18 protein-coding genes are annotated in these 21,455 nt (G+C 66.3%); 11 read left to right on the plus strand and 7 right to left on the minus strand.

Annotation, left to right across the window (positions count from 1 at the left end; translation table 11 throughout):
• Nucleotides 1-130: 130 nt before the first annotated feature.
• Both typA and IE187_RS06540 read right to left on the minus strand, forming a co-directional pair.
• Nucleotides 131-1,972 (minus strand): translational GTPase TypA, encoded by a 1,842-nt coding sequence (gene typA, locus IE187_RS06535; RefSeq protein ID WP_189675512.1) that lies wholly within the window; start codon nucleotides 1,970-1,972, stop codon nucleotides 131-133.
• Nucleotides 1,973-2,234: 262 nt separating this feature from the next.
• Nucleotides 2,235-4,607, minus strand: coding sequence for a TonB-dependent receptor (locus IE187_RS06540; RefSeq protein WP_189675513.1), 2,373 nt, complete (start codon nucleotides 4,605-4,607; stop codon nucleotides 2,235-2,237).
• A gap of 170 nt (nucleotides 4,608-4,777) precedes the next feature.
• Between IE187_RS06540 and IE187_RS06545 the strand changes: the two genes are divergently transcribed.
• Nucleotides 4,778-5,974, plus strand: a complete 1,197-nt coding sequence (locus IE187_RS06545) for a toxic anion resistance protein (RefSeq protein WP_189675514.1) — start codon at nucleotides 4,778-4,780, stop codon at nucleotides 5,972-5,974.
• 4 nt (nucleotides 5,975-5,978) lie between these two features.
• Nucleotides 5,979-6,671 carry a hypothetical protein gene (locus IE187_RS06550; protein ID WP_189675515.1) on the plus strand — a complete coding sequence of 231 codons (693 nt, stop codon included), beginning with the start codon at nucleotides 5,979-5,981 and terminating at the stop codon, nucleotides 6,669-6,671.
• 71 nt (nucleotides 6,672-6,742) lie between these two features.
• Here IE187_RS06550 and IE187_RS06555 read toward each other — a convergent pair whose 3' ends face one another.
• On the minus strand, nucleotides 6,743-7,108 hold the full coding sequence (locus tag IE187_RS06555; protein ID WP_133190092.1) for a hypothetical protein: 366 nt from the start codon (nucleotides 7,106-7,108) through the stop codon (nucleotides 6,743-6,745).
• 182 nt (nucleotides 7,109-7,290) lie between these two features.
• On the opposite strand from IE187_RS06555, the gene IE187_RS06560 reads away from it, so the two are divergent.
• From IE187_RS06560 to IE187_RS06585, 6 genes are all read left to right on the plus strand, one after another.
• Complete coding sequence (locus IE187_RS06560) at nucleotides 7,291-8,724, plus strand: amidohydrolase (RefSeq protein ID WP_133190094.1); 1,434 nt, start codon at nucleotides 7,291-7,293, stop codon at nucleotides 8,722-8,724.
• A complete protein-coding gene (locus IE187_RS06565) occupies nucleotides 8,721-10,016 on the plus strand; it encodes an amidohydrolase family protein (protein WP_133190096.1) in 1,296 nt (431 codons plus the stop codon). Before IE187_RS06560 ends, IE187_RS06565 begins: the two co-directional genes overlap by 4 nt.
• 138 nt (nucleotides 10,017-10,154) lie before the next feature.
• Complete coding sequence (locus tag IE187_RS06570; RefSeq protein WP_189675516.1) at nucleotides 10,155-10,994, plus strand: peptidoglycan-binding protein; 840 nt, start codon at nucleotides 10,155-10,157, stop codon at nucleotides 10,992-10,994.
• Between the two features lie 58 nt (nucleotides 10,995-11,052).
• Entirely contained in the window at nucleotides 11,053-11,661 is a 609-nt protein-coding gene (locus IE187_RS06575; RefSeq protein WP_189675517.1) for a hypothetical protein, read from the plus strand.
• The gene (locus tag IE187_RS06580) at nucleotides 11,661-12,731 is read left to right on the plus strand and encodes a spermidine synthase family protein (RefSeq protein WP_189675518.1); all 1,071 of its coding nucleotides are present in this window, start codon (nucleotides 11,661-11,663) and stop codon (nucleotides 12,729-12,731) included. The genes IE187_RS06575 and IE187_RS06580 overlap by 1 nt, the downstream gene beginning before the upstream one ends.
• A gap of 220 nt (nucleotides 12,732-12,951) precedes the next feature.
• Complete coding sequence (locus tag IE187_RS06585; RefSeq protein WP_189675519.1) at nucleotides 12,952-14,415, plus strand: DEAD/DEAH box helicase; 1,464 nt, start codon at nucleotides 12,952-12,954, stop codon at nucleotides 14,413-14,415.
• A 33-nt stretch (nucleotides 14,416-14,448) separates the two neighbouring features.
• Here IE187_RS06585 and IE187_RS06590 read toward each other — a convergent pair whose 3' ends face one another.
• The gene (locus IE187_RS06590; RefSeq protein ID WP_189675520.1) at nucleotides 14,449-15,114 is read right to left on the minus strand and encodes a nitroreductase; all 666 of its coding nucleotides are present in this window, start codon (nucleotides 15,112-15,114) and stop codon (nucleotides 14,449-14,451) included.
• A 103-nt stretch (nucleotides 15,115-15,217) separates the two neighbouring features.
• Here IE187_RS06590 and IE187_RS06595 point away from each other — a divergent pair, with 103 nt between their 5' ends.
• From IE187_RS06595 to IE187_RS06605, 3 genes are all read left to right on the plus strand, one after another.
• Nucleotides 15,218-16,390 carry an acetyl-CoA C-acetyltransferase gene (locus IE187_RS06595; RefSeq protein WP_189675521.1) on the plus strand — a complete coding sequence of 391 codons (1,173 nt, stop codon included), beginning with the start codon at nucleotides 15,218-15,220 and terminating at the stop codon, nucleotides 16,388-16,390.
• Between the two features lie 115 nt (nucleotides 16,391-16,505).
• Nucleotides 16,506-17,288: an SDR family NAD(P)-dependent oxidoreductase gene (locus tag IE187_RS06600; protein ID WP_189675522.1), complete on the plus strand. Its 783-nt coding sequence runs from the start codon at nucleotides 16,506-16,508 to the stop codon at nucleotides 17,286-17,288.
• A gap of 131 nt (nucleotides 17,289-17,419) precedes the next feature.
• Nucleotides 17,420-17,848, plus strand: a complete 429-nt coding sequence (locus IE187_RS06605) for an acyl-CoA thioesterase (RefSeq protein ID WP_133190112.1) — start codon at nucleotides 17,420-17,422, stop codon at nucleotides 17,846-17,848.
• On the opposite strand, the gene IE187_RS06610 is transcribed toward IE187_RS06605, so the two are convergent.
• The 3 genes from IE187_RS06610 to IE187_RS06620 form a co-directional block, all read right to left on the minus strand.
• Entirely contained in the window at nucleotides 17,843-18,937 is a 1,095-nt protein-coding gene (locus tag IE187_RS06610; RefSeq protein WP_189675523.1) for an FUSC family protein, read from the minus strand. The genes IE187_RS06605 and IE187_RS06610 overlap by 6 nt on opposite strands.
• 151 nt (nucleotides 18,938-19,088) lie before the next feature.
• On the minus strand, nucleotides 19,089-19,877 hold the full coding sequence (locus IE187_RS06615) for a crotonase/enoyl-CoA hydratase family protein (RefSeq protein WP_189675524.1): 789 nt from the start codon (nucleotides 19,875-19,877) through the stop codon (nucleotides 19,089-19,091).
• Nucleotides 19,878-19,894: 17 nt separating this feature from the next.
• Nucleotides 19,895-21,430, minus strand: a complete 1,536-nt coding sequence (locus tag IE187_RS06620) for an acyl-CoA synthetase (RefSeq protein WP_133190116.1) — start codon at nucleotides 21,428-21,430, stop codon at nucleotides 19,895-19,897.
• Nucleotides 21,431-21,455 lie beyond the last annotated feature (25 nt).

The raw sequence follows: 21,455 nt of genomic DNA on the forward strand, positions 1-21,455 counted from the left end.
GTCCCGATCTTTGACATGCGACTATGCGCAACTCGATCACCGTCACACTACTCGTGACGTTGATTGATATCAAAAAAAGGCCGGACGCTTTCGCGCCCGGCCTCCTTAAACCCAACCTACAAACCCAGCCTCAGCTAAGCTTCGCCCGGCTCGCCCGCTTGCGCTCGTTCGCATCGAGGAAGCGCTTGCGCAGTCGGATCGACTTCGGCGTCACTTCGACCATCTCGTCGTCGTCGATGTACGCGATCGCCTGCTCGAGCGTCGCGCGCTTCGGAGGCGACAGGCGGACCTGGTCGTCCTTGCCGCCGCTGGCGCGGAAGTTGGTCAGTGCCTTGGTCTTCATCGGGTTGACTTCGAGGTCGTCGGGCTTGGCGTTCTCGCCGACGATCATGCCCTCGTACAGCGCCTCGCCGTGGCCGACGAACAGGATACCGCGCTCTTCGAGCGGACCCAGCGCGTAGTTATTGGCTTCGCCCGACCCGTTCGAGATCAGCACGCCGTTCTTGCGGCCTTCGATGTTGCCCTTGTGCGGGCCGTACTTCTCGAACAGCCGGTTCATGATGCCGGTGCCGCGCGTGTCCGACAGGAACTCGCCGTGATAGCCGATCATGCCGCGCGAGGGGGCGGAGAAGGTGATGCGCGTCTTGCCGCCGGTCGAGGGCCGCATGTCGGTCATCTCGGCCTTGCGCAGGTTCATCTTCTCGACGACCGTGCCCGAATATTCCTCGTCGACGTCGATGATGACGGTCTCGTACGGCTCGGTCTTGTTGCCCTGCTCGTCTTCGCTGAACAGCACGCGCGGGCGGCTGATGCCGAGCTCGAAGCCTTCGCGGCGCATCGTCTCGATCAGCACGCCGAGCTGAAGCTCGCCGCGGCCGGCGACTTCGAAGCTGTCCTTGTCAGAGGCTTCGGTCACCTTGACGGCGACGTTCGACTCAGCCTCGCGGAACAGCCGCTCGCGGATCATGCGGCTCGTCACCTTGGTGCCCTCGCGGCCCGCCATCGGCGAATCGTTGACGGCAAAGCGCATCGACAGCGTGGGCGGATCGATCGGCTGGGCGTGGAGCGGCTCGGTGACCGTGATGTCGGCGATCGTGTCGGCGACGGTCGCGATCGAAAGACCGGCGAGGCTGATGATGTCACCGGCCTTGGCTTCGTCGACCGGAACGCGGTCGAGCCCGCGGAACGACATGATCTTCGACGCGCGGCCGGTCTCGACGATCTTGCCGTCGTTATCGAGCGCGTGGATCGGCTGGTTGAGCTTGACCACGCCCGAGTTGACGCGGCCGGTGAGGATGCGGCCGAGGAACGGATCGCGATCGAGCAGCGTGACGAGGAAGGTGAAGGGCACGCCGGCGACTTCGACCTTCGGTGCGGGGACGTGCTTCACGATCGTCTCGAACATCGGGATCAGCGTGCCTTCGCGCGCGTCCATGTCGGTCGAGGCATAGCCGTTGCGGCCCGAGGCATAGAGCACGGGGAAATCGAGCTGCTCGTCGTTCGCGTCCAAGGACACGAACAGGTCGAACACTTCGTCGAGCACTTCCTGGATGCGCGCGTCGTTACGATCGACCTTGTTGACGACGACGATCGGCTTGAGGCCGAGCGCCAGCGCCTTGCCGGTGACGAACTTCGTCTGCGGCATCGCGCCTTCCGACGAATCGACCAGCAGGACGACGCCGTCGACCATCGACAGGATGCGCTCGACTTCGCCGCCGAAATCGGCGTGACCGGGGGTGTCGACGATGTTGATGCGGATGCTCTCGGATTCGCCCGGAGGGGTCCAGTCGACCGAAGTCGGCTTGGCGAGAATCGTGATGCCGCGCTCTTTTTCGAGATCGTTCGAATCCATCGCACGCTCTTCGACGCGCTGGTTGTCGCGGAAGGTGCCGGACTGGCGGAACAGCTGGTCGACGAGGGTTGTCTTACCATGATCGACGTGTGCGATGATGGCCACATTGCGGAGGCTCATGAATATAGCTCGATGAAGTGAGGAATGATTGCGTTGGGCCCCTAGCGCAAATGGTGCGTCGCGGAAAGGGGGGGTGGTTTTTCGGGGAGCTCGGGCGGAATGAGGCCGGGCGTAGCACGCGGGGCGCTTGCCGGTTTAAAGCGCATGCCCCCACGCCCCGTCACCCTCGCGAATGCGAGGGCGCCGCTTCTGCTGCTGGCTTTGGCAGAAGAAGCGGGATCCCCGCGTGCGCGGGGATGACGGGCGGTGGGCTAGTCTTGGATCAGAACTTGCCGGCGACTTCGACGCCGTACACGCGCGGTTCGCCGCGGATGTAGGTCGGGATGCCGAAGCCGCCACCGGTGTTGCCCGCGTCGATCAGATACTTCTTGTCGAACGCGTTGCGGGCAAAGCCGCCGATCCGGTATTTCCCCTGCGCAATCTCGACGCCCGCGCGGACGTTGACGAGCGTGTAGCCGCCCTGGCTGATCGCCTCCGAGTTCGGCAGTTCGAAATACTGCTTGCTCTGATACGTCGCCGACGGCGTCGCATAGAAGGTCAGGTCGCCCGCCGGAACGCGCAGCGTCGCGCCGCCCGAGGCGCTGTATTTCGGCTGCAAGCGGAATTGGTCGCCGGCATAGACGCCGTACGACGCATTGTTGGCGATCTTGCCGTCGACATAGGCGAACGCGCCGAACACCTGCAGGAAGCGGCCGAGCTTGAGATTGCCCTCGAACTCGACACCCGGGTTTTTCGCCTTGCCGGCACTCTGCGTGGTGGTGACGCCGTTGTTCGTCACCGACACCTGGAAGCCGTTATACGCTTGATAGAACACGCCGAGCGATCCGGTGAACGGCCCGACCTTGCCCTTGATGCCGCCTTCGTAGTTCCACACGACTTCGTCGGGCACGACTTGCAGGTTCGGCACGACCACCCCGCCAACCGTCGTCGCGGCGAGCTGTACCACCGGCGAGCGACGACCCTTGCTGATCGTTGCGTACAGGTTGATCGAATCGCTGACGCGGTAGAGCGCGTTGAAGCGCGGCAGCACCGCGGTGAAGCTGCGCTGCGCGTTGAAGATCGTGCCGTTGGTGTTCGCGGTGCCGAGCAAGCTGCTGCGTACCCCGAGCGAGGCCAGGAGCGTCGAATTGGGCTGGACCGAACTGTAGCCCGACTTGCGCTGCTCGATCAGCAACCGCGCGCCAGCGGTCAGCTCGAGCCGTGGCGTCGGGATATAGGTGCCGTCGGCGAACACCGAATAGGTGTCGTTGGTGCCGTAATTGGTGAACACCGATTGATACGGAATCTGCGTCGCCGCGCCGCGCGTCAGCACCGCGGTCGCGCGCGCGGCGGTCACGGTGCCGTTCGGCGCGACACAGCCCGAAGCGCCGCTTGCCGCGAGCGACGCGCGAACGCCGGCATAGGCCGCCGAGACCGAGCAGCCGAGATAGGTCCCCTCTTCGGTCGAGAAGGGCACGCGCTGGAGGTTGTTCTCGAAGAAGCCGTTCCAGCCGAACGAGGCGCGATATTTGTCGCCCGAGAAGTTGAAGCGGCCCTCATGGTTCCACTGGTCGCCGCGCGCATCCTCGGCGAATTCGAGATACCAGGCCGGACCGCCATCGGCATCGAACACTTCGTTGCTGTTGAACTTGCGATAGCCGTTGACGGTGGTGAAGGTGACACCCGGCGCCAGTTCCCAGGCGAGCGTGAAGTTGGCGTCATACACGTCGCGCTTGAGGCCGAGCTTGGCGGCGCCGAGCACCGATGCGCTGTACGGCGAACCCGACAGTTCGGCATAGCTGTAATCGCCGCCATTGCCGCCGGTCGGCGCCAGGGCGCGCGAGCGGAACGCGGTGCCCGGGTTGCGCTGGCCGTCATAGGTCAGCACCAGGCTCGCGGTGATCGCATCGGTCGGCGTCCAGCGCAGCGAACCGCGAATGCCGCGCTGGTCCTGGCCGTTGAGATCGTCCTGATCGATCTTGCCCTGATTCTGGTTGGCCACCTTGGGGTCGCCCGCGATGTTGCGGACGAAGCCGTCATGATATTTGTAGGCGAAGGCGAGCCGCCCCGAGAGCGTGTCGTTGCCGAGGTTGACGAAGCCCGACACCTGGCCGCGATGGTAATTGCCGTACGATCCCTGGAGCCCCGCCGAGGTCCCAGCATGCGGCTGCGCCGAGATCAAATTGACCGCGCCGACCGCCGAGGCCGTGCCGAACAGCGTCGCCTGTGGTCCCTTGACGACTTCGATGCGCTCGAGATCGTACAGATCCTGATACGCGCCGCGCGTCCGCGAGATGTCGATGCCGTTATAATAGATCGACACGCGCGCGCCCTGCTGCGCCGAGCCGCTGTCCGAGGTGATCCCGCGGATCACGAAGCCGGGATTGTTGTCGCTCTGCTCCTGGATGCGCAGGCCGGGGATGTACATCGCGACTTCGGCGAGCGAATTGACGCCGAGCTCCTGCATCTTCGCGCCGGTCACCGCGGTGACGGTGATCGGCACGTCCTGAATCTTCTGCTCGCGCTTCTGCGCGGTGACGACGATGTCGCCGCCTTCTTCGGGCGCGCTCGGCTGGAGCGTGGATTGCGCAAGCGCGGCGGTGGAAGTGCAGCCGAGCAAAATGCCGGCAAACCCAAAAGAGACGGAACGACGCATCACAGAACCCCTGTTTTTTTATCTTGCTGCAGCGCGGTACGGGCAAGCTGCGTCGGATTCGCGTCAATTTCGTTACGGTTGTGTTACGATGTGCGTATTACCACAATGACACACTTGAACCGCAACGCGATCCCCTTCATCTAGGGAGCGATATTACCTGGAGGGAAGACATGGCGACCGCTGCCGACACCGACGCGACCGCGCTGGTCCTGACGCCGCCCGACCCCGTTCCCGTGGTCGCGCCCGAAAAGGCTATCGGCTTGGTGCCGGTCGACGACGCCGTCCGCACCCAATTGCAGACCAAGGTCGCAGGTTTCGTCGACGATCTGGTCGCGCAGGACGTCAACAGCCCCGAATTCGGCAAGCGCGTCGATGCGATCGCGGCGATGGGCCAGAAGGAAATCCGCGCCGCGGCCGACCAGTCGAACCGCTTTCTCGATCGCCCGGTCAAGGCGATGGACGGCGAGAGCGGCGTTGGCGCCGACCTCACCGAACTGCGCCGCACGATCGAGAAGCTCGATCCGTCGGTGAACAGCAAATTGCTTTCGGGCCGCGGCATGTTGAGCAAGGTGTTCGGCGGCGGGATCAACACCTATTTCGACAAATACCGCTCCTCGCAATCGCACATCTCGGCGATCCTCAAGACTCTCGCGCGCGGCAAGGACGAGTTGCTGATGGACAATGCCGCGATCGACACCGAGCGCGCCAATCTGTGGGCGGCGATGGGCCGGCTCGAACAGATGATCGTGCTGTCGAAGGAGATGGACGCCCGGCTCGAAGACAAGGCCAACGACCTCGACCATAGCGACCCGGCCAAGGCCAAGGCCTTGCGGGAAAGCGCGCTGTTCTACGTCCGCCAGCGCACGCAGGATCTGCTGACGCAAATGGCCGTCACGGTGCAGGGCTATCTCGCGCTCGATCTGGTCAAAAAGAACAACGTCGAGCTGGTGAAGGGCGTCGATCGCGCGTCGACCACCACGGTTTCGGCTCTACGCACCGCAGTGACGGTGGCGCAGGCGCTCGCCAATCAGAAGCTCGTGCTCGACCAGATCACCGCGCTCAACTCGACCACCGCCAATATCATCGATGCGACCGGCAAGCTGCTCAAGTCGCAGACCGCGACGATCCACGAACAGGCCGCCGCCGCGACGATCCCGGTCGAGACGCTGCAGCGCGCGTTCCAGAACATCTATGATACGATGGATGCGATCGACACGTTCAAGCTGAAGGCGCTCGATTCGATGAAGAGCACGGTTGGCACGCTGTCGAACGAAGTCGAGAAATCGAAGGGCTATATCGCTCGCGCGCAAGGCGCGATCGAGAACAAGGGCGCCGGGGGCGACGCGTTCAAGCTGGAGGCGCTGTAAGGCCATGACCGACGTCGACCGCCAGATCGCACGCGCGGGGGATTTGCTCGACCGCACTCGCGCCGAGCGCCAGGCGCTCACCGCTCGCCGCCGCCACGGGGTAAGCGTCGCGCGGCGTCTCGCGCTGGCGGGCACGGCCGATCTCGCGATCATCGTTGCCGCGATCGCGGTCGGCTGGTTCGTGCCGATCGGCATGGGTGGCGCGCTGCTCGTCGCTGCGCTGCTCGCGGTGGTGACGGCGTTCCTGTTGTTCGCGACGCTGACGCCGGCGGTGCGCGTCGAGCAACTGACGCAAGTCCCGCTCAAGGCGCTGCCGGCCAAGACCGAACAGTGGCTCGACACGCAGCGCAAGCTGCTCCCCGCGCCTGCACAGACGCTGGTCGATGGCATCGGCGTGCGGCTCGAGACGCTGTCGCCGCAACTCGCGAGCCTCGACGAAGGCGAGCCCGTCGCGATCGAAGTGCGCAAGCTGATCGGCGAGCAATTGCCCGAATTGCTCAAGGGCTATGCCAAGGTCCCGGCCCCGCTGCGCGGCGTCGCGCGCAACGGCAAGAGCCCCGACGCCCAGCTCGCCGATGCGCTCAGGCTGATCGATGAAGAGATCGGCCAGATGTCGACGCAGATTGCGCAAGGCGATCTCGATTCGCTCGAAACGCGCGGGCGCTTCCTCGAAATCAAATATCGCGATGAGGTCTGACGCGCGGACCTAGCCGACGCTTCGGCGCCGCTCCGACGCGGCCGCATTCGGGCCCCGGCACCGGGATCCGCTCACTCCGGCAAAGCCAACCACGCTCGCGCCGGGGCGACCGCCAGGAACACGCGCAGCCGCGGGTGGACCAGCGTGCGCTCCGCCTGCGCCTTGTTGAGCTGGCTTCCCACCACGACGGCAGCGCGGCCGGTGGTCATCGCCATGCCGCCCCGCATGATCTGCGTCAGCAGGTCGGCGACATCCATCGCCTGGACGGGAAAATCGAGTGATTCGACACAGACGTTGAAATCGCTGCGGACCGCCTTGGCGGCCAGCACCTTGAGTCCGACGTCGCGCGCAAAGTCGGTAACGTCCTCGGGCTTCCAGAACCCGGCGACGCGCAGGGTGAGACAGTTGGTGTTTCGATCATAGTCTACGTGAAACATGGGCCCTCGATTGGCGGCCCCAACGCACCCGGCACACCGCACTGCGCGCGCCCTACGCCAGCGCGACGCGCACGCAAAGCCTGGCATGAAAACAGCGCAGCACGCTCCCGCATGATTGACAGCGTCCCACTCCTCCCGGATTACTCGACCAATACAGCGCACAGCGCGTCAAAGGGGGTCGCATGAAGCGTATCGGTTGGACCATGGTGGCGCTCGCCACGTTGCTCGCAAGCTGTGCAAGCGATGGCGAGCGCCCGGCGAGCGCATCGACCAAGCGGAGCAAGAGCGGCCCCGGCGCTGGCCCCGGCGCTGGCAAGGGCTATGCGCACGATCCCTTCCCCTCGACCTACAAGGCCTATCCCGGCACGCCGACGCTGGTCACGCATGTCACGATCTTCGACGGCGAAGGCGCTCGGATCGATGATGGCTCGGTGCTGTTCGCCGACGGCAAGATCGAGCGCGTCGGCCAGAGCATCGCCGCTCCTGCCGGCGCCACGGTGATCGACGGTACCGGCAAGACGCTCACCCCCGGCATCATCGATATCCACAGCCACCTCGGCGATTACCCTTCGCCCGCGGTCGAGGCCAATTCGGACGGCAACGAAGCGACCGGTCCGGTCACCGCCGACGTATGGGCCGAGCATAGCGTCTGGCCGCAGGATCCCGGCTTCAGCCGCGCGCTCGTCAATGGCGGCGTCACCACGCTGCAGATCCTGCCCGGCTCGGCCAATCTGATGGGCGGCCGATCGGTCGTCCTCAAGAACGTCTATGCGCGCACCGAGCAGGGGATGAAATTCCCCGGCGCGCCCTACGGCCTCAAGATGGCGTGCGGCGAGAACCCCAAGCGCGTCTATGGCAGCAAGGGGCGCGAACCCTCGACGCGAATGGGCAATATCGCGGTCGACCGCCAGACCTGGGCCAAGGCGGTCGAGTACAAGCGCAAATGGGACAAATACGAAAAGGACGGCGGCGATCCCCCCGCCCGCGACATCGCGATGGATACGCTCGCGGGCGTGCTCGGCGGCGAGATCCTCGTCCAGAACCATTGCTACCGCGCCGACGAAATGGCCATCGTCATGGATATGGCCAAGGAGTTTGGCTACCATGTCAGCGCGTTCCACCATGCGGTCGAGGCGTACAAGATCGCCGATCTGCTGAAGGAAAACGGCACCTGCGCGGCCGTGTGGTCCGACTGGTGGGGCTTCAAGATGGAGTCGTACGACGCGATCAGCGAGAATCTCGCGCTGCTGCAGGCAAACGGCGCGTGCGCGATGATCCACTCGGACGATCCCAACGGCATCCAACGCTTGAACCAGGAAGTCGCCAAGGCGCTCGCCGCCGGTCGCCATGCCGGGATCGACATCTCCGATGCAGTCGCGTGGGAGTGGCTGACCTATAACCCCGCCAAGGCGCTCGGCATCGCCGACAAGACCGGCAGCCTCAAGCCCGGCAAGATGGCCGATGTCGTGCTGTGGAACGGCAATCCGTTCAGCGTCTACACCCGCCCCGAAAAGGTGTGGATCGACGGCGCGCTGCTCTACGACGCCAACGATCCGAAACGCCGCCCCGTTTCCGATTTCGAACTCGGCCAGCCCGGTGCGGGAGATACCAAGTGAAGCGCCTCCTGCTCCTCAGCGCGGCCTTCCTCGCCGCGCCCGCCGCGGCGCAAAGCGTCGCTATCACCAACGCCAAGCTCGTCATCGGCGATGGCTCCGCACCGATCGAGGGCGGCACCGTGATCGTCCGCGACGGCCGGGTCGTCGCTGCGGGCCGCTCGGTCGCGGTGCCCGCGGGGACTGCCACGGTCGATGCCGGCGGGCGCTGGGTCACGCCGGGGATCGTTGCAGGCTTCACGCGGATGGGGATCGTCGAATCCGACGGAGTCGAGGAAACCAATGACACCGCCGCGCGTGGCAGCCCGTTCCACGCTGCGATCGATGTCGCCCCTGCGGTCAACCCGGCGACCTCCTCGATCCCGCTCAACCGCGCCGAAGGCATCACCCGCGCGATCGTCGCGCCCGACACTGACGGATCGATCTTCGCCGGCCTGGGCGCGGTGATCGATCTCGGCACGGACAGATCGCCGATCACCAAGCCGCGCGCCTTCCAGTTCATGGAATATGGCGGCGGCGGGTCGCGTCGCGGCAACAGCCGCCCGGCGATGGTCGCGATGTTCCGCAACGCGCTGGCGCAAGTGAAGGACTATGTCCGCGCGCCTGCCGCCTATTCCGATCAGGGCAAGGATGCGTTGCTGACGCGCGCCGATGCGGCCGCGCTGGTCCCCGTCGCGTCGGGGGCGATGCCGCTGCTCGTCCATGTCGAGCGCGCCTCGGACATGCTCGCGCTGATCGATTTGAAGCGCGACTACCCTGCGCTCAAACTCGTCTTCGTCGGCGCAGCGGAAGGCTGGCTCGTCGCCAACCAGATCGCCGCTGCGCGCATCCCCGTCATCGCCTCGGCACTTACCGATTTGCCCGCGTCGTTCGATCAGCTCGGCGCGACGCAGTCGAATGTCGGGCGGTTGAAGGCGGCGGGCGTGCTCGTCGGCATCGGCACGATCAATGACGACGAGGCGCGGCAGGCGCGGCTCGAAAAGCAATATGCCGGCAACCTCGTCGCGCTGACCAAGGTGCCGGGCGCGACCGGCCTCGACTGGAACGCCGCGTTCGCCGCGATCAGTTCAGCGCCGGCCGAGGCGATTGGGATGGGCGACGAGATCGGCTCGCTACGCGCCGGACGACGCGGCGACGTGGTGATCTGGGACGGCGATCCACTCGAGCTCGGCAGTGCGGTGGCGGCGGTCTATATCGACGGCGTCAAGCAACCGCTGCGGACGCGACAGGATGCGCTGCGCGAGCGCTACAGGGTGCCGCAAGAAGGTACGCTGCCCAAGGCGTATGAGCGATAACAGAGCTCAACGCTCTATTTAAACAAGCCACGCTTCGAACGTAGGTATATTACTGATAATAAGGGGTTTTTGATCCTGATCCGTTGATTTTTCATCCGAATCGGCCCAATTTCACAACGGGGCGTGAGGGGAAAAGCGATGGGGGTTCTGGCCAACCAAGTCGTGGCGAAGTTCGCCCCGAACGCGAAGCCCGGCTATGTCGCCGCTTTTGCAGACCCCGCCGGTCTGCTGGCGGCGGCGGGGATCACCACCCCGTTGCGGCTCGCGCATTTCATGGCGCAAGCGCTGCACGAGACCGGCGCGTTGACCATCCTCGTCGAAAGCGGCCGCTATTCGGCCAAGAACCTTGGCGCGATGTGGGATTCGGGCAATTGGCACCGCTATTTCCCCGATCGCGCCGCCTGCGTCGCGATGGCCGATCAATGCGCGATCGATGGCGGCATCGCGCTGTTCAGCCTGGTCTACGGCAACCGCATGGGGAATGGCCCGCGCGAAACGCAGGACGGCTGGCGCTATCGCGGGCGCGGTGTGCTTCAGACCACCGGCCGCGACGCCTATGCGCGCTTCGGCGCGCGCTGCCACGTCGATTTCGAGGGCCACCCCGATCTGGTGGTCGATGCAGCGCATGCGCTCAAGCCCGCCTTGCTCGAATGGAGCGCCAAGCATCTGAATGCCGCGGCGGACAATAATGACATCGAGACGGTCACGCTCGGCATCAATGGCGGGCTGATCGGCATGGCGCAGCGGCGCGTGTGGTTCGCGCGGATCTGGCCGTTCATCATCGGCGCGGCGCCGCTCGAACACAGCACCGAATGGAAGGTGCAGAGCGCGCTGGTCGCAGCGGGCTATCATCTCGGCCTGCCCGACGGGGTGGTCGGGCCGGCGACGCGGCTCGCGATCCTTGCCTATCGCGCTGCCAAGGGGCTTGCCCCCTCCCCGCAGGTCACACCCGATCTGGTCCACGCGCTGGGCGTCTAACGCTCGCCGATCCGCACCGCGGCGCGCGGCGCAGCATAGTTGAACGGGGGAGATCGGAATGGACATGGAACGTTTCTGGCGGTGGGTACGCGGCGACGTTCCTCCGGTGCGCGCGTGCGATCAGGCCGTGGCGCGTCAGGCCTATGCCGATTATCTCCACGCGCAGATCGTGGGCTTCGCACCGACCAATGCCGACGTTCTGCTCAAGAAGCTGACCACGTCGAGCGACGCCGACTCCCCTTGCATGACCGCGCCCTTTCCAGAGCTGATGGGTGTCGAGACCAAGCTGGTCGAAGCGATTAGCGACGATCTGATCGACCGCACCTATTGGATCGTGCGCGAACGCTTCAATCGCGTCGTCGGTCCCGCTGCGATCGCGCAGCATCTCGCTTTGTCGCCGGCGGCGCTGGCCGAGCCTACCAAGGCGCCGGTCGCTGAAACCATTCCATCCCGGGATACGCTATCACCCGCTATCAGCGACGACCCTGCCACCGTCGACCCCGACGCCCTCGCCAGCGATGCCGGCGACCGCGAGGCGGCGCTGCGGCGCGACCAATCGGCCGAGATCGCAGCGCACGAAGCACAAGGCGGCGCGGCCGATGCCGCGACGTCCGACGACACGGCGCAGGCACCAGCATCCGACGTCGCCCAGCAGGAGAAGCCCTGATGCCCGATCCCAGCCCCAGCGAGATCGCGCTCAAACGTCGCGACATGCAGGCGATGCTCAGCTTCATCCAGGGCGCGCGGATCGTCAGCATGGCGCGCGAAACCGCGGTGAGCCAGATCCAGGCATGGTTGCTCGGGCGCTTTTGGTGGAGCTTGGTCAGCACGGCGATCGCGATCACGACCATCTGCGCCGCGAGCGCGCTGTGGACCGGGATCGCGGCAAATCGGGGGTTCCTGTGCGGCATCGTCTTGCTGTTGCTGATGGCGCGCGTCGGCGCACTGATCAGCATCGGGCGCCGCATCAAGGACGAGGATATCGGGCAAAGCGTCGGCGCCGATGCGATCTATGCGCTGGCGACGCTCGGATCGGGGATCAACGGGCTCGCGATCGCATTGATGTCGTCGAATGCGTTCGGCCTCGTCATGTATGCGCTGTTCGCGTCGGGACTGCCCTCGGCAGTCGGCCTTACGGGTGGGATCGCTCCAACCTTCCGGCTAACGCTCGAGGCGCTGCGCACCAAGATGCACGTCGATCAAGCTGCCGCAGACGATCAGCAACAGCGGGCACGCGCGTGTGGTGCGACGCTTGGCAACCCGCCTGCCCCAGAAGAGCAGGCTGCACAGACGGCCGCTGCAGCGACGACCAGCAGCGTCGAACCGCCCGCCGACAATGCCGCGGAAAGCAACGCCACCACCGCCGATGGTGACAGCGCCGCACCTGATAACGCGGCGGCATCGCCCACGCCAACACCTGCTGTGTCTGCTACGCCCGACCCGGCCGCGGACTGCGCGCGCCAGAAGCGTTTGGCCGATCTTTCAACCATCGACGCGCGCAGTTCCGAAAATGCCTACCTCACAGCCAGCGCAATGCCGCCCCGTACGGGCAGCACTGGTGATGCCGGCCAGCAACCGATCCTGAGCGCGCTGAAAAATGGCCTCGGCCTCGCCGAGCAATCCGATCTGTTCAAGCTGTTCATCTGGGCCTTCATCGCAGGGTTTGCCGAGACGCTCGTCCCCGACATGCTCGATGCGCTCGCCAAGCGCGGCGAGAAGAGCAAGGAGAAGAGCTGACTCGGCAGGCATTCCGACCCTGATCTTGACGGATCGCGGGTTGCTCGCTATATGCGCCCCATCGAAGCGTCATGCAGCGTGATGGGTCCTTGATAGGTCCGGCTCCGCCTCGGTCGTTACCACAACGGACCTCCCTTTTCACGCGGGGTGTCATATCTCCCCCCGCCATTCGCGCGTCGATGATGCGCGTCCATGGCCTATGCAATGGACTAAAATACCCATGACTTTCGCTCAACTCGGCCTTGCCGAGCCGCTCGTCCGCGCGCTCGAAGCCAAAGGCTATACCACCCCCACCCCGATCCAGAAGCAGTCGATCCCGATCCTGCTCCAGGGCGGCGATCTGCTCGGTATCGCGCAGACCGGCACCGGCAAGACCGCAGCCTTCGTGCTGCCGTCGATCCAGCATCTGGTGAACAACGAAAAGCGCGTCCTGCCGACGCATTGCCGCATGCTCGTGCTCGCGCCGACGCGCGAACTCGCCAGCCAGATCGCCGAGAGCGCGCGTGACTACGGCAAGTTCTCGAAGATGTCGGTCGCGACCGTGTTCGGCGGCACCAGCATCAACAAGAACCGCCAGGACATGGCGCGCGGCGTCGACATTCTCGTCGCCACGCCGGGCCGTCTGCTCGACCTGATCGAGCAGCGTTTCGTCAGCCTCGCGATGCTCGAGATCCTCGTGCTCGACGAAGCCGACCAGATGCTCGACCTCGGCTTCATCCACGCGCTTCGGAAAATCGTCCGGATGCTGCCGAAGCAGCGCCAGACGCTGTTCTTCTCGGCGACGATGCCGAACGCGATCCGCGAGCTCGCCAACCAGTTCCTCAACGATCCGCAGACCGTCAAGGTCGCGCCGACGTCGAGCACGGCCGAGCGCGTCGACCAGTTCGTCACCTTCCTCAACCAGGGCGAAAAGCAGGCACTGCTGACGATCCTGCTGCGCGACGAGAAGGTCGAGCGTGCGCTCGTCTTCACGCGCACCAAGCATGGCGCCGACCGTGTCGTGAAGCTGCTCGCCGCCAATGGCGTGGATTCGAACGCCATTCATGGCAACAAGAGCCAGCCACAGCGCGAGCGCGCGCTGGCCGAGTTCAAGTCGGGCAAGGCCAAGGTCCTCGTCGCGACCGACATCGCGGCGCGCGGGATCGACGTTTCGGGCGTTTCGCACGTCTTCAACTTCGAACTGCCGAACGTCCCCGAACAGTATGTCCACCGCATCGGCCGCACCGCGCGCGCCGGCGCATCGGGCACCGCGATCAGCTTCGTGGCGGATGATGAGCGGACCTACCTGCGCGACATCGAGAAGCTGACCAAGGTCAAGCCCGAGATGATGCAGCTTCCCGAAGGCTTCACCGCCGAGGCGGCACGGATCAAGGCGGCACGTCCAGCCGGTTCCGACACGTTCGAGCGTCGTGATGATTCGGGTCGTCACCGTGCGCCGCCCAAGGCGACGCATTCGGCGCGTCCGACCGGGGATCGCGCAGCGGGTGCCGGTCGCCCGATGGGCGCGCGTCCCGAGGGTGCTGGTCGTCCGGCTGGTGCCGGGCGTCCGGCCGGCGGTGGCCGTCCCGGTGGCCAGGGTCGCCCCGGCGGCCAAGGCCGTCCCGGTGGCGGTCGTCCCGGTGGCGCCGGTGGGCGCTCGGGTGCCGGCGGTGGCGGCGGCCGTCGTTCGCCTGCGGCCGGCTGATCCTCCTGTCCCTCTCCCCTTGGGAGAGGGCGTTTAGGCGTGCAGCGTCAGCCACTCGTCTTCCGGAGCCCGTGCACTGCGTAAGCGGTTCGCGGGCTCTGTCGTATCTTCCACCCCGATCGCCATGCCGCAGAACAGCATCCGTTCGGCCGGCAGCGCGATCGCCTCGCCCACCGTCTCGGGATACATCGCCCAGCATTCCTGCGCGCAACTTCCCAGCCCCGCCTCGACCGCAAGCAGCATGACGTTCTGCAGATACATGCCGAGATCGGCCCATTGCGGCGGCCCCATCCGCCGGTCGACGCTACAGAACAAAGCCGCGGGCGCCCCGAAAAATTGGAAGTTGCGCGCGAACCACAGCCGCCGCGCCGCCTTGTCCTCGCGCGGGATTCCGATCTCGCGATACATCGCCTCGCCCACCGCAAAGCGCCGGTCGCGATACGGCGCGACGAGTTCGCTCGGATAGATATCATACGCCGCCGTCTCGGGCTGGCCCCATTGGATCTTGTGCAGCACCGCTGCCTTCAGCCGTTCCAGCGGCGCGCCGGTCAGTACGTCGACATGCCACGGCTGGAGGTTGCCGCCGGTTGCTGCGCGCGCCGCCTTGGTGACGATGCCGTGGAGCACCGCCGGGTCGACCGGATCGCTCAGGAAACCGCGTACCGATCGGCGCGCTGCAATCGCTTCGCTCACATCCATATGCCTGGCCTTTCGATCATCGGGTACGTCGTTCCACCTTGCCCAAGCGCCTGTAGTACGGCAATAGAGGTTGCAAACAGAAACCGATTATGGAGAGTCGAGCATGGCCGAAGCCTATATCGTTGATGCAGTGCGCACCGCGGGCGGCAAGCGCGGCGGGAAACTCGCTGGCTGGCACCCCGTCGACATGGCGGCGTCCGTGCTCGACGCGATCGTCGAGCGCACCGGGATCGACGGCGCCGCGGTCGACGACGTGATCATGGGCTGCGTCATGCAGGGCGGGCAGCAGGCCGGACAAGTCGGCCGCAACGCCGTGCTCGCCGCCAAGAACCTTCCCGACAGCGTGCCCGCCGTGTCGATCGACCGGCAGTGCGGATCGTCGCAGCAGGCGCTGCAGTTCGCCGCGCAGGCGGTGATGTCGGGAACGCAGGACATCGTCATCGCCGCGGGCGTCGAGAGCATGACGCGCGTGCCGATGGGCACCACCGCGACGCTGTTCATGAAAGAGGGCCTGGGCAACTACAAGTCGCCGCGGCTCGAGGAGAAATATCCCGGCATCATGTTCAGCCAGTTCATGGGCGCCGAGATGATCGTCAAGAAGCACGGCTTCGACCGCGCGATGCTCGACGCCTTCGCGCTCGAGAGCCACCGCCGCGCGCAGGCGGCGACCGAGCGCGGCGACTTTGCCGACGAGATCATCGCGCTCGAGATCGAGACGCCCGAGGGGGTTGTCCAGCACAGCACCGACGAGGGCATCCGCTATGGCGCGACCTTGGAGAGCATCGGTTCGGTCAAATTGCTCCAGGAAGGTGGCAGCATCAGCGCGGCCAATGCCAGCCAGATCTGCGACGGCGCCTCCGCGGTGATGATCGTCAGCGAGTCGGCGCTCAAGGCGCACAACCTCACGCCGATCGCGCGGATCGTCAACCTGACCGTGACGGGCGGCGACCCCGTCATCATGCTCGAGGAGCCGCTGTTCGCGACCGACCGCGCACTGCAACGCTCTGGCATGAAGATCGAGGAGATCGACCTGTATGAGGTCAACGAGGCGTTCGCGCCCGTTCCGCTCGCGTGGCTGAAGCATACCGGTGGCGATCCAGCGAAGCTCAACGTCAATGGCGGCGCGATCGCGCTGGGGCATCCGCTCGGGGCTTCGGGCACCAAGCTGATGGCGACTTTGGTGCACGCGCTGCAGAAATCGGGCGGGCGGTACGGCCTGCAGACGATGTGCGAAGGCGGCGGCGTCGCTAACGTGACAATCATCGAACGGGTCTGATCCCCGTCGCCCCGGCGGAGGCCGGGGCCGTCCCGTTGCGACGCGCAACGGCGGCACCGCACCCAACACAGCGGCCCCGGCCTCCGCCGGGGCGACGAATTTAGGGGGACCTCACATGAATCTCGACTCCACCACCGCTGCAGTCGTTACCGGCGGCGCATCGGGCCTCGGCGCCGCCACCGCCCGCGCGCTCGCCGCCAAGGGCGTCAAGGTCGCGATCTTCGATCTGCAAGCCGAAAAAGGCGAGGCGCTCGCTGCCGAGATCGGTGGCATATTCTGCGAAGTGAACGTGACGTCGGACGAATCGGTCGACGCCGGCTTCGCCAAGGCGCGCGCGGCGAACGGCCAGGAAGCCGTGCTCGTCTGCTGCGCGGGGACCGGCAATGCGGTCAAGACCGCGAGCCGCTCGAAGGAAGACGGCAGCATCAAGCATTTCCCGCTCGCCGCGTTCGACTGGCTCATCCAGATCAACCTGATCGGCACCTTCCGCTGCGTCGCCAAATCGGCGGCGGGGATGCTGACGCTGACGCCCGGCGAAGACGGCGAGCGCGGCGCGATCGTGATGACCGCGAGCGTCGCCGCCGAGGACGGCCAGATCGGCCAGGCGGCCTATTCCGCGTCGAAGGGCGGCGTCGTCGGCATGACGCTGCCGATCGCGCGCGACCTGATGGGCGAAGGCATCCGCATCAACACGATCCTGCCCGGCATCTTCGAGACCCCGCTGATGCAGGGCGCGCCGCAGGCGGTGAAGGACAATCTCGCGGCGAGCGTCCCCTTCCCCAAGCGGCTGGGCATTCCCACGGAATATGCGCATCTCGCGCTGACGATGCTCGAGAACAGCTATTTCAACGGCGAGGACGTCCGCCTCGACGGCGCGATCCGCATGGCGCCGCGCTGACGTAAACTCCCCTCCCCTTCAGGGGAGGGGTCGGGGGTGGGGCGGGGTCTCACCGAGACCGGGTCGTCGAATTCGCGGCACGGCCCCACCCCAACCCCTCCCCTGAAGGGGAGGGGCGTTTGGAGAATTTCATGCCCCGTCCCGATCCCGCGCGCCTCGACCCCGCGACCTACCCCCATACCGTCACGATCCAGACGCGTTTCCAGGATCTCGACGTGCTCGGCCATATCAACAATGTCGCGATGGCGGCGCTGTTCGAAAGCGGGCGGGTGCGCTTCAACCAGGCGATCAAGCTGCACGGCTGGGCGGGGCATCGCTGGCTCGTCGCGCGGGTCGAGATCAATTATCTTGGCGAGGGCTTTTTCCCCGCCGATGTCGAGATCGCGAGCGGGATCGGCGAGATCGGCACCCGCAGCTGGAACATCCTCTCGGCGGCCTTCCAGAACGGCGCGTGCATCGCGACGTGCGATGTCGTGCTGGTGATGAGCGCGAGTGGCGGGCTCACCGCACTCCCTGACGAATTCCGTGCAGGACTGGAGGCCAACCGCCTGCGGCTATGATGCGGCGGCGGGCATCCGCCGCGACGCAAAGTGCCAGACGAGCAATACCGGTTCGATCAGCGCCATACCGATGAAAATGCTCGTCAGCCGCTCGAGCGCCGGGCGGATCGCCACCTCGGCATAGCTGTCGGGCACCAGCGTCACCAGGATCGCCAGCGTGAATTGCAGCCCGAGATAGGGCACGCGCCCGCCGGCATTCTCGATATGCCGCCCGATCGCGACGCCGAGGCATGTCCCCGCGATCAGCACCGGCGCCGATCCGTGCGCGACGACCAGCACGGCGGCGGCCAGCGCGCCACCGCCGATGCAGCCGAGCGCGCGGTGCCACAGCCGCTTGCTCACCGGTGCCAGGCCGCTGCGCCCGAGCCGCGCCACCGGTACGATCATCACCGTCATCACCGTCACGCTTGCCTGCGCCAATTGCGGGATCCCAAACAGCGCATGGAGCGGCGGCAGCAGCGCGAGCGTCACGCCCGCTTGCGCGGCGTGGCGCGCGGCGTCGCGATGCCAGCCGATCCGCTGCGCCGGCACCGCAGGCGGCGCGGGCCAGCGCCGCCGTACCGTCAGCGTCGAGATCAGGCTGACCCCCACGCACGCCGCCGTGCCCGCAAGCACTTCAAGCAACCGCGTCTGCGCAAACGCCAGCGTGTCGAGCGCAGGATGCTCGAGCGTGTCGAGCAGGATCAGCTCGAAGGTCAGCCCGAGCAGCAGCCACGCATAGGCACGCTTGGCGGTGAGCATCCCGTACAGGCCGATCGCCCCCATCACCGCCGCCGCGAGCGATGCCATCGGGAGCGAGCGCACCGCATAGGGCACGATCAGCAATGCCGCCCCCGCCCCGACCGCGGTGCCGACGATCCGCAGCAACCCGCGCAACAACGTCTGCGCGACATGGCCGCGCATCAGCACGAAACCGGTGAACGCCGCCCAGGCGACGCTCTTCGCGCCGATCGTGTGCGCGAGCAGGATCGCCAGCGCGACCGAGGCCACGCATTCGAGCTCGTCGATCATCCGCGGGCCGGGCGTGAAGAAGGTCGAGAGGGCGCGGCCGACGCGGGATTGGAAGAACTGGGTGAGCCGGCGCTGCATCGCGGTGGCTATGGCGCAAAGCGGGCGGCGCTTAAAGGCCACTTCCCGTCGCCCCGGCCTTGTGCCGGGGTGACGAAGAGAGGCGGGTTCGCGGCAGCCAGCGGAGCAGACGGCGGAAGGTGGAGGCTAGACGTCCAGCGGCAGTGCCCGCTTAATCCGCATCCCCGAACCGCGCCGGGCGCTTCTGAATGTTCGCCGCGACCTGCTCCATCATCAGCGGCTGGCCGATTACCTTGACCTGCTCGTCGGTCTCGGCCTCGAGCATCGCGCGCGGGTCGGCGTCGAACGCCATGTTGCACAGCCGCTTGGCACCGCGGATCGCGTTGGGGCTCTTGGCGGCGATGTCGTGCGCCAGCGCCAGCGCCGCGGCATGCGGATCCTCGGCGATGCGCGTGATGAAGCCGTGGTGGAGCGCTTCTTCGGCACCGAATTCGCGCGAGGTGTAGACGAGCTCGCGCAACACGTCGTCGCGCACCAGCCCGCGCCAGATCGGGAAGCCCGCCATGTCGGGCACCAGCCCCCAATAGCTTTCGCGGATCGCAAAGCGCGTGTCGGGCGCGGCGATGCGAATGTCGGCGCCCGACATGATCTGGAAGCCGCCGCCGAACGCGACGCCGTGGACCGCGGCGATCACCGGCATCGGCAGATTGCGCCAGCCCCAGGTGACATGCTGCGGCAGGATCGCGCCCTGCTCGTTGCGCTCGTTGCGCGACAGGCCCGAGCCGCCGCCCGCCATGCTCGTCATGTCGAGCCCGGCGCAGAACGCGCGCCCCTCGCCCGACAGCACGACGCAGCGCACGTCCTTGCGCGGATGCAGCGCATCGATCGCCGCGCCGATACCTTCGAACATCGCCGGGTCGATCGCGTTCATCTTGTCGGCGCGCGCGAGGCGGACGTCGGCGATATGATCGGTGATCGTGGTCGATACGCGGTCGTTCATCTGTCTCTCCATCGGCGTCACACGCTCTGCGCGCCGGTCTCTGCCCAATATTGGTCGCGCAGCAAGCGCTTGTACAATTTGCCCGTCGCGTGGCGCGGCAGTTCCGCCGCAAAATCGATCTGGCGCGGTGTCTTCACCCCCGACAGCTCGGCGCGGCACCACGCGGTGAGCTCGGAGGCGAACGCCGGCCCCGCTTCCGCCATATCGACCGGCTGGACCACAGCAACGACGCGCTCGCCCATTTCGGGGCACGGCGCGCCAATCACCGCGACATCGGCGACGCGCGGGTGGGTGATCAGGCGGTTCTCGATTTCCTGCGGATAGATGTTCACCCCGCCCGAGATGATCATGAAGCTCTTGCGATCGGTGAGGTAGAGATAGCCGTCGCCATCGATCCGCCCGATATCGCCGAGCGTCGTCCAGCCGTGCGCGTTGCGCGCCTCCGCGGTCTTGGCCGGGTCGTTGTGATATTCGAACGGCGTACCGCCCTCGAAATAGACCAGCCCCTGCTCGCCCGGCGGCAGCTCGGCGCCATCTTCGCCGCAGATGTGGAGCACGCCGTACGCCGCCTTGCCGACCGAGCCCTTGTGCGCCAGCCATTCGGGTGAGGCGATCGTCGTCAGGCCGTTGCCCTCCGACCCGGCATAATATTCGTAGAGCACCGGACCCCACCAGTCGATCATCGCTTCCTTGACCGGGACCGGGCACGGCGCGGCGGCGTGGATCGCGACCTTGAGGCTCGACAGATCGTGGCGCGCACGCGTCGCCGGATCGAGCTTGAGCATCCGCACGAAATGCGTCGGCACCCATTGGCTGGCATTGACGTGATAGCGGTCGATCGCGGCGAGGGCGGCCTCGGGGTCGAAATGCTCCATCATTACGACGGTGCCGCCGAGCCTTTGCACCGTCATCGACCAGCGCAGCGGCGCGGCGTGATAGAGCGGCGCCGGGCTGAGATAGATGCTGTCGGGGCCAAGCCCGTACAGTCCGCGCGCGAGCATTTCGAGCACGGTGCCAGCAGCAATGTCGGGATCCTCGGGCAGCGCGACGCGCACCCCCTTGGGGCGTCCTGTCGTTCCCGACGAATAGAGCATGTCGACGCCCGCACGTTCGTCGGCGATGGGCGTATCCGGCATCGCGGCGACCGCGTCTTCCCACGCCGCCCATCCCGCCACCGGTCCGCCGACCGAAAAGCGCGCGAGCTCGGTGCCCAGCGCGGCGGTCACTCCGGCGAGGCTGGCCGAGACGATCACGAGTCGCGCGCCCGAATCGTTGAAGATGTAATCGACTTCAGATGCGGTCAGCTTGGTCGAGATGCACACGAAGAACAGCCCCGCACGCTGCGCGCCCCAGGCGATGTCGTAGAAGGCCGGGCTGTTCTCGAGGCACAGCGCGATCGTGTCGCCGGCCTTCAGCCCCTTCGCGCGGAACAGATGCGCCGCGCGGTTCGAACGTGCGTCGAGCTCCGCAAAGCTGACGCGCTCGCCGGTTTCGGCGACGATCAGCGCGGGTTTGCCGGGATCGGTGCGCGCGTGCACGCTCGGATGCGACATTTCAGACCCTCCTGAACGGCCGCTT

Origin of the sequence: Sphingomonas glacialis (assembly GCF_014653575.1) — a bacterium.
Lineage (GTDB): Bacteria > Pseudomonadota > Alphaproteobacteria > Sphingomonadales > Sphingomonadaceae > Sphingomonas > Sphingomonas glacialis.